The organism is Salibaculum sp., from assembly GCF_035270045.1.
Classification (GTDB): domain Bacteria; phylum Pseudomonadota; class Alphaproteobacteria; order Rhodobacterales; family Rhodobacteraceae; genus Salibaculum.
On the sequence record NZ_DATFIP010000043.1, the window covers coordinates 1 to 8779 of the forward strand.

Consider the following 8779-nt stretch of genomic DNA (forward strand, 5'->3'; position numbering starts at 1 on the left):
AAACGGCGAGCACGCGAACTCCAAGGTCGAAGCCCGCGTCCGCCAGGAGGTCGAAACCCTCTGCAAGACATTCCCGCTCTACCCAAACCTCTGAAAAAACGCCCAGGAACGGAAATCCAGAAATTTCCGTCCCCCGAAAAAGAGATCAGACGGGACGCGCGGGCAACCCGCGCAACGCCTCTGCCAGGACCTCGACGGCGAGGCCCATGTCTTCGGCGCGGGCAAATTCGCGCGGCGAATGGCTGGCCCCCTCGCGGCAGCGCAGGAACAGCATGGCGACCGGGCAGAGGTCGGCCATGGCCGAGGTATCATGCGTGGCGCCCGATGACAGCAGACAGGCGCGCCCGACACGGGCCGCCGCGGCTTTGGCCAGCGCCTTGCGCAGGGGCGCGCTGCAGGGAACGGCAGGCTGGGCGTAGGTCCGGTCCATCTCGAAGCTCACCCCGGATGCGGCGGCGATGCGACTGCCCTCGGCCCGCGCCCTGGCGGCGAAACCCGTGCGGTCGGTGTCCTCGGGTGCGCGGATTTCAAGGGTGAGTTCGGCGCGATCGGGGATCGCGTTCACCACGTCAGGATGCAGGTCCAGCGTCCCGACCGTGGCGCGCAGGTCGGACTGGTCACAGGCGGCGTCATGCACTGCGGCGACAAAACGGCTGGCTGCGACGAGGGCATCTCGGCGGCCCTGCATCGGGACAGTGCCTGCATGGCCTGTTTCCCCGGCAAAGCGCACCCTGTTGCGTTCGATCCCGCAGATGCCCGTGACCACGCCCAGCGCCAGGTTGTCATCCTCCAAGACGGGGCCCTGTTCGATATGGACCTCGAGAAAGCCCAGCGTGCGGCGCGGGTCGCGGGCCAGCGTCAATGCGGCGTCGGCATCGCCGCCGAAGGCGTCCAGCGCCGCGCCAAGGCGGATACCCTCCCGGTCAGTGAGATCGAAAACGCCGGGGTCGAGCGTTCCAGCCAAGGCCCTCGGGCCCATCAGGGCGGTGGGAAACCGCACCCCCTCTTCATCGGCGAAGGCCAGAACCTCTATGCCAAAAGGCAGCGCGGCCCGGTCGGCCGACAGTCGTTCAACCGCGAGACAGGCCAGCGCGACCCCCATGATCCCGTCATACCGTCCGCCGTTGCGCACCGAATCCTGGTGCGACCCCATGAGCAGGGTCGGCGTGCCCTCGGGCCCCGCCTTGCGCCCGACAAGGGTGCCTGCGGCGTCCAGATGGACCGCCAGTCCCGCCTGTTCCATCCATGCGCGGATCAGGTCGTTCGCGGCGGCATGTTCCGGGGTGAACGGCAGGCGCGTCACCCCCTCGGTTGCTTCGCTGCAGGCAGCGATCTCGGTCAACCTGCGTTCGGCCTCGGCACCCCAGTCCATGCCACCCTCCATTTATCATGATAAATTATCGGCTACACATACGGCCACGCCTTGTCTATGTTTTTATCATGATAATAACCCCGAGGTCCTGATGGACGGCAGCAGAAAAGAGGTCGACCGCCAAAGACGATCCCGTCCGGTCCGCGTGGCCGACGAGATCAAGCAATGGGTGGTCGAGCAGGACCTGAAAAAGGGGGCCAAGCTGCCCAACGAGGCGGCGATGATCCGGACATTCGGGGTGTCCAAGGGCACCGTGCGCGAGGCCATGCGTATTCTCGAGGCGCAGGGATTGATCGTCACCCGCACTGGCCCGGGCGGTGGCAGTTTCGTGGGCGAGGTCTCGGCCCACCGGGCGCGGTCGCTCCTGGCCAATTACTTCTATTTCCAAGAGCTTTCGCTGGCTGACATCTACCAGATGCGCAAGCTGCTCGAACCCGAACTCGCCGCCAACCTGGCCGGCACGCTGACCCCCGCGCAACTGGACGAATTGCAGGCCTTGGCCGAGCGCCACCCCGAACCCGCGCGGACTGCGGAGGAGGAAAAGGAACAGCACGTTTCCTCGCTGGCCTTTCATTCGCGGTTATCGGAATTCGCTGACAATCGCCTGCTGGGCTTCGTCATCGGTTTCATGGCCCGCATTCTGCGGGAAATGACCGTCTATCGGCGCCTCTACGAGCCGCCGAACCATGCGCTCTGGGCCCGAGGCCGCAAACACCAGCTGGATCTCGTGGTGGCGCTGCGAGATGGCGATGCGGAAGGCGCGCGCCAGGTCATGGCGTCGCACATGGCCGGCGCCGAGGAGATGATGGTCGCCCAGGAGGCGCAGATCCAACGGCAGTTCATGGCGGAATGACTGGCACGCGGGATGCCGCTACACCCTGTTGCCGCTGCGCCCGAAAGGCATCGGACCGGTGAGTCACCCGCGACCCCGACCGGTTGCGACAACCTCTTCCGGCAAGTCTCCGGGTCGCAGCCGGGGCGCGCGGGAACGGTCTTCCAGCACCGGCACCTCGTCCAGCCAGTCGTGGTAGGGCGGCATGTGCGCCCGGTCGCAGAGCGCGCGCAGTGCCCGCAATGGCGCAGGGTCGCAATCCACCCGCAGGTCCAACGGCGGACGGTCCGGAGCCAGCACCAGAAGCGCCGCCGATTGCAGCCCGCGTGTGTCGCCGCCCGCGGCCGCGGCAGCCTCAAGAACCTGAAGCATCCGCTCGGACGCGCTGTCCTTTGAACTGGCATGGGCCGCAACCATTGCGGTCAGAACCTCGGGTCCGGTCAGCATGTTGCCCGCGACGGCCAGCCCCCGGCGACAGTCGTGGGCGGCATGGGCGATGCTGTCCGCGCCGGTATGCCCGGCGGAGGTGCCCGTACGGTCCAGCGCGATCATCTGGCGGTGGCCCTTGCCGGGGTCGGTCCCGGTCAGATCGGCCACGACCCGACGCGCTGCCGCACCCGCGTGCATGCTGCGCAGCGCGTCGTCGCGCCAGAAGGTGCTGGGCGCGGTGCCCTGTGCGGCGACAAGCCCCGATTCGATGTCCCCACGAAGCACCCAACCGCCCACGCACAAACTGCCCGTGGCCGCGGCGCCGGCAAAAGTGCCTGTTTCCTCGTCATAGGACAGAATCGAAAAGGTCATACGGTGGTCCCCAGAATATTTGTCTTGAATTTATCATGAGAATTTGTCTCAATGCAATTAATCATGATAATTTACCAGCAACAGAGAGGCTCCCATGACACTGACTGACCTGACACGGCGGACGCTGATGGCGTCTACGGCGGCGCTCGCGCTGGGGCTCGGGGCGGTTCCGGCCGCCATGGCCCAGACCCCAGAGGACGTGCTGATCGTCGGCCAGATCGCTGAACCCAAGGCGCTGGATCCTGCGGCGGTGACGGCCGTCAACGATTTCCGCATCCTGATGAACGTCTTCGATGGACTGGTGCGCTACAGGGACGGCACTCTCGAGGTTGAACCGGCGCTGGCCACTGACTGGACCATCAGCGACGATGGCACTGTCTACACCTTCGACCTGCGCGAGGGCGTGAGTTTTCATGACGGCACCCCCTTCAACGCCGAGGCGGTGGTCTTCAACTTCGAGCGGATGCTCAACGAGGATCACCCCTATCACGACACCGGCCCGTTCCCGCTGGCCTTCTTCTTCTCGGCGGTCGAAAGCGTCGAGGCGCTGGACGAGACCACGGTGGAATTTACCCTGAACGCGCCCTATGCCCCGTTCCTGTCGAATCTCGCCTATCCGACCGGCCTGATCGTCTCGCCCGCCTCGGTCGAGACCCACGGCGAAGAGGTCGGCCGCAACCCTGTCGGGACCGGGCCGTTCACCTTCGTCGAATGGCGCAGCAACGAGGCGGTCGTGGTCGAGGACAATCCCGACTACTGGGACGGTGCACCGGGGCTGGAGGCCGTGGTCTTTCGCCCGATCACCGATGCGAACACCCGTACTGCGGAAATGCTGGCGGGTGGTATCGACCTGATGGTCGAAGTGCCCCCGGTGGCCCTGTCGGAATTCCAGGGCGATGCTTTCACGGTGCATGAACAGGCCGGGCCGCACGTCTGGTTCCTGATCCTGAACGCCAAGGAGGGCCCCTTTGCCGACAAGCGCGTGCGCCAGGCCGCGAACTATGCGGTCAACAAGGAGGCCATCGTCAACGACGTTCTCGAAGGCACCGCCGAGGTTGCCTCGGGGCCGACCCCGCCGGCATTTGCATGGGCACACAACCCCGACCTTGATCCCTATCCCCACGATCCCGACCGTGCCCGCGAACTGTTGGCCGAGGCCGGGGCCGAGGGCGCAGAGCTGACTTTCTACGTCACCGAGGGCGGTTCGGGAATGCTGGACCCGGTCGCCATGGGCACCGCCATCCAAGCCGATCTGGAGGCCGTGGGCTTTGACGTGACAATCGAGACCTACGAGTGGAATACTTTCCTGGGCGAGGTGAACCCGGGGCTGGAGGGCAAGGCCGATATGGCCCAGATGGCCTGGATGACCAATGACCCGGACACACTCCCCTTCCTGACCCTGCGGTCAGAGGCGTTCCCCGACCAGGGCGGCTTCAACTCGGGCTATTATTCCAACCCCGAAGTGGACGAGTTGCTGGAGGCGGCCCGCGTCGAGACCGACCAGGAGGAACGCGCGCGGCTGTACCGCGAGATGCAGACCATCGTGCAGGAAGACGCGCCTTGGGTCTTCGTCGCCAACTGGAAGCAGAACGCTGTCACAAGTGAGCGGGTAGAAGGCTTTTCCTTGCAACCCTCGTTCTTCCTTCTTCTGGATGACGTGAGCAAGGACTGATCCGACACCAAGAACGGCCCGTCCCCACGGCGGGCCGTCCCCACCATCGAATCCTCCCGGGAGCGTGAATGGCCGGTTACATCCTCAAGAGACTGTTGTCGGCCATTCCCGTCCTTCTGGGTATATCTATCATCGTTTTCCTGATCATGGCGATGATCCCCGGCGACCCGGCAACGGCGATCCTGGGGTCCTACGCGACGCCGGAGAACGTCGAGAAACTGAACCGGGACCTTGGCCTCGACAAGCCGCTGGTTCAGCGGTATTTCATTTGGCTGGGCAACATGTTGCAGGGCGATTTTGGGCGCTCCTTCTCGCTCAATCGCCCGGTGATCGACGAAGTTCTGGAACGGTTCAACGGCACGCTGGTCCTCGCCGGGACCTCTTTTGTCATCTGTTCGTTCCTCGGCGTGGCGGCGGGGGTCGTCTCGGCGGCGCGTCAATACGGGCTGGCCGACAAGCTGATCACCTTCGTGGTGTTGCTGGGCATCTCGATCCCGTCCTTCTTCCTGGGCATGATGATGATCCTGATCTTTGCGGTGAACCTGCAATGGTTTCCCGTTTCGGGCATGTGGCCGATCTACGGCGACCGGGACTTTGCCGCGCTGATAAGCCACCTGACCCTGCCCGCACTGGCGCTGGCCACCGTGGCGACAGGCGTGATCGCGCGGCTGTCGCGCTCGGCCATGCTGGAGGTTCTGCGCCAGGATTTCATCCGAACCGCGCGGGCCAAGGGCGTGCATGAACGTGGGGTGATCTGGCGCCATGCCCTGCGCGCGGCCATGGTCAGCATCATCCCGGTCCTTGGTATCCAGGCCGGGTTCGTTCTGTCTGGTGCCGTCTATATCGAGATCGTCTTTCAATGGCCGGGCGTTGGCCGGATGCTGGTCGACGCGATCCTGACTCGTGACATCCTGCTGGTGCAGGGCGGGGTGGTCTTCGTCGCCGCGTGCTACGTGATGTTCAACATCGCGGTGGACGTGGCGCAAAGCCTTCTGGACCCGAGGATCAAGACATGAGCTTCTTGCGTCTTCTTGCCCGAAACCGTCTGGCGCTGGCGGGACTGGTGGTCATGGTTCTGGTGGTGATTCTGGCGCTGATCACGCCGCTGCTGCCCTTGGCCGACCCCAACGTGACCAACACCGGTGACCGCTTCCAGCGGCCCTTGACCGAGGGCGCGCTGCTGGGCACGGATCACCTGGGCCGCGACCTTCTTAGCCGATTGCTGCACGGCACCCGTCTGAGCCTTGCAGTCGGGGTCGCCGCGGCGGTGATCGCTGCCACACTGGGTGCCGCCATCGGCATCATCGCCGGTTTCTACGGCGGGCGCACGGACAACATCATCATGCGCGGTGTCGATATGCTGATGGCCTTTCCCTACATCCTGCTGGCGCTGGCCATCGTCGCTGCGCTCGGGCCGGGCCTGCTGAACGCGCTTATCGCGGTGGCCGCGGTGAACATTCCCTTCTTCGCCCGCAATATCCGCGGCGTGACAGTTGGGATCGCACACAAGGAATTCGTGGATGCGGCCCGGCTTTCGGGGATGGGCGACCTGCGCATCATCGCGACCGAAGTCTTGCCCAATGTCATTCCGGTGATCGTCATTGCCATGTCCACCACCGTCGGTTGGATGATCCTGGAGACCGCCGGTCTGAGCTTCCTCGGGCTGGGCAGCCAGCCACCGGTGGCAGACCTCGGTTCGATGCTGGGCGAGGCGCGGTCGGCCCTGATCACCAACCCTCATACGTCGATCGTGCCCGGTGCGATGATCCTGATCATCGTCATGGCCATCAACCTGCTGGGCGACGGGGTGCGTGATGCGCTGGACCCGCGTCTGAAATCCGGCGCACTGAACCGGCCCATGCCGACCACGCTGGTGGATCGCGAGGGCGCGGTGCCCCAGCCGCAAGAGGATGGCGCGCTGCTGTCCATCGACGGGCTGAAGACCGAATTCCATGTCAAGAATCGCCACTACAAGGCAGTGGGCGGCGTGACGCTCGCCGTTCGGCCCGGTGAATGCCTTGGGATCATCGGCGAAAGCGGCTCGGGCAAGTCCGTCACGGCGTTGTCGGTCATGGGACTGGTCGCCTCGCCCCCTGGGGTCATCACCGGCGGGGCCGTGCATTTCGAGGGGCAGGACCTTGTCGGCGCTCCCTATGCCCACCTGCGCCGGATGCGGGGCGACCGGGTCGCCTACATCTTCCAGGACCCGCTGGCCACGCTGCATCCGCTTTATACCGTCGGCGACCAGTTGATCGAAGCGGTGCAGTCACATCACGCCACGTCGAAATCCGAGGCCCGGGCCCATGCCATCGCCCTGCTGAAATCCGTGCGCATCCCCAACGCGGAAAGCCGCATCAAGAGCTACCCGCACGAAATGTCCGGCGGAATGCGGCAGCGTGTCGGCATCGCCATGGCCCTGGCAAACGACCCGGACGTGATCATCGCCGATGAGCCGACGACAGCACTGGACGTGACTGTGCAGGCGCAAATCCTGTCGCTGCTCGATGATCTGCGGCGTGACCGCGGGCTGGCCATCGTCTTCATTACCCATGACTTCGGCGTCGTGGCCCAGCTCTGTGACCGGGTCGCCGTCATGTATGCGGGCCGGATCGTCGAGGATGGCCCGACCGAGGCGATCCTGAACGCGCCATCGCATCCTTATACCTCGCGCTTGATGGCCTGCGTGCCCGAACTGGGCGCCGGGCGGCGCGAATTGGCGGCGATCCCCGGTCTGCCGCCGGTTGTTGACTGCCTGCCCGAGGGCTGCGCGTTTGCCGACCGCTGCCACAAGGTGCAGGACGCCTGCCGCCGTGGCGCGATCGAGCTGGTGGACAACGGGCCGGGCCGAACCGTGCGTTGCATCGACCCCGAACCGGTGAAAGAGGCCGCCCAATGACGCTCGCGCTGAAACTGACCGAGCTTTCCAAGACCTTCGAGGTCGGCAAGCGCCTGCTGCGTCCGCCCAAGGCAAAGGTCCGCGCGGTGCAACCCATCACGCTGGACGTGGAGACAGGCGAAACGCTGGGCATCGTGGGCGAATCAGGGTGTGGGAAATCGACACTCGCCCGGATGCTCGTGGGGTTGCTGGAACCCACCGGCGGCACGATCGAGATCGAGGGCGAACCGCTGAACACCGCCGATCCTGCCGCCTTTGGCAAGCGCATCCAGTATGTTTTCCAGGACCCGGTCAGCAGCCTGAACCCGCGCAAGACCATTCGCCAGATCATCGAGGCGCCCTTGCGCCACCTGCACGGGATGGACCGCGCCGCCCGGGCCAGGCGCATTGCCGAGATCTTCGCGGCAGTGAACCTGCGCGAGGAATTCCTCGACCGCTACCCGCACGAGTTTTCCGGCGGTCAGGCGCAACGGATCGGGATCGCCCGGGCGCTGGCCGCCGATGCGCGCATCCTGATCCTGGATGAACCGGTCTCGGCGCTGGATGTCTCGGTGCAGGCGCAGGTCCTGAACCTGCTGCGCGACCTCAAGAACGAATTCGACCTGACCTACCTGTTTATCAGCCATGACCTGGCCGTGGTCGAGGCTGTCAGCGATCGTGTCGCGGTGCTCTACTTCGGGTCGGTGGTCGAGGTTGGCCGCGCCGAAGAGGTCTTTGCCCGTCCCCGCCATCCCTATACCAAGCTGCTGGCCGACAGTGCGCCGGTGGTCGGGCGCGGGCTCAAGGCCCCCGAGGGCCGCGAAACGGAACTGCCCGACCCGATGAACCCGCCGGTTGGCTGCGCCTTCCAGGCTCGCTGCCCGCGCGCCACGGCCCGCTGCGGGACAGTACCACCGTTGGAACGAACCGCTGAAGGGTCTTACGTCGCCTGTTTCCACCCGCTCGACACCTGAAATCGGTGCCCGAGGGGCCCAGGCCAGCTCTGACAATCCAGGCGCTTTTTCGTTGCTATCCGGTCGGTTTCCGTCGAATTTCGGGAAAATGCCGCGTGATACCGAACCGCCGACGAAAGGCTGCGAAGATGTCCCAGACGCTCCGCCACCCCGAGATTCTCGAGATGGTCCGCCGCGACGGCAAGGTCACGGTCGAAGGGCTGGCGGCGCATTTCGGCGTCACGCTGCAGACCATCCGCCGCGATCTGACCGA

At 65.2% G+C, this 8779-nt stretch carries 8 protein-coding genes; 6 read left to right on the top strand and 2 right to left on the bottom strand.

Going from position 1 to position 8779, the window contains the following annotated elements:
• Window positions 1-145: 145 nt before the first annotated feature.
• Window positions 146-1372 (bottom strand): M20 family metallo-hydrolase, encoded by a 1227-nt coding sequence (locus VJ897_RS07065; protein WP_324054555.1) that lies wholly within the window; start codon window positions 1370-1372, stop codon window positions 146-148.
• 91 nt (window positions 1373-1463) lie between these two features.
• Here VJ897_RS07065 and VJ897_RS07070 point away from each other — a divergent pair, with 91 nt between their 5' ends.
• The gene (locus VJ897_RS07070; protein WP_324054557.1) at window positions 1464-2225 is read left to right on the top strand and encodes a FadR/GntR family transcriptional regulator; all 762 of its coding nucleotides are present in this window, start codon (window positions 1464-1466) and stop codon (window positions 2223-2225) included.
• A gap of 63 nt (window positions 2226-2288) precedes the next feature.
• On the opposite strand, the gene VJ897_RS07075 is transcribed toward VJ897_RS07070, so the two are convergent.
• A complete protein-coding gene (locus VJ897_RS07075) occupies window positions 2289-3005 on the bottom strand; it encodes a DUF1028 domain-containing protein (protein ID WP_324054559.1) in 717 nt (238 codons plus the stop codon).
• 94 nt (window positions 3006-3099) lie between these two features.
• On the opposite strand from VJ897_RS07075, the gene VJ897_RS07080 reads away from it, so the two are divergent.
• The 5 genes from VJ897_RS07080 to VJ897_RS07100 form a co-directional block, all read left to right on the top strand.
• Window positions 3100-4677: an ABC transporter substrate-binding protein gene (locus tag VJ897_RS07080; protein WP_324054560.1), complete on the top strand. Its 1578-nt coding sequence runs from the start codon at window positions 3100-3102 to the stop codon at window positions 4675-4677.
• A 68-nt stretch (window positions 4678-4745) separates the two neighbouring features.
• Window positions 4746-5693, top strand: coding sequence for an ABC transporter permease (locus VJ897_RS07085; RefSeq protein WP_324054562.1), 948 nt, complete (start codon window positions 4746-4748; stop codon window positions 5691-5693).
• Window positions 5690-7573: a dipeptide/oligopeptide/nickel ABC transporter permease/ATP-binding protein gene (locus tag VJ897_RS07090; RefSeq protein WP_324054563.1), complete on the top strand. Its 1884-nt coding sequence runs from the start codon at window positions 5690-5692 to the stop codon at window positions 7571-7573. Before VJ897_RS07085 ends, VJ897_RS07090 begins: the two co-directional genes overlap by 4 nt.
• Entirely contained in the window at window positions 7570-8526 is a 957-nt protein-coding gene (locus VJ897_RS07095; RefSeq protein WP_324054564.1) for an ABC transporter ATP-binding protein, read from the top strand. The genes VJ897_RS07090 and VJ897_RS07095 overlap by 4 nt, the downstream gene beginning before the upstream one ends.
• 128 nt (window positions 8527-8654) lie before the next feature.
• On the top strand, window positions 8655-8779 hold a 125-nt coding region (locus VJ897_RS07100), incomplete at its 3' end, for a DeoR family transcriptional regulator (protein WP_324054566.1).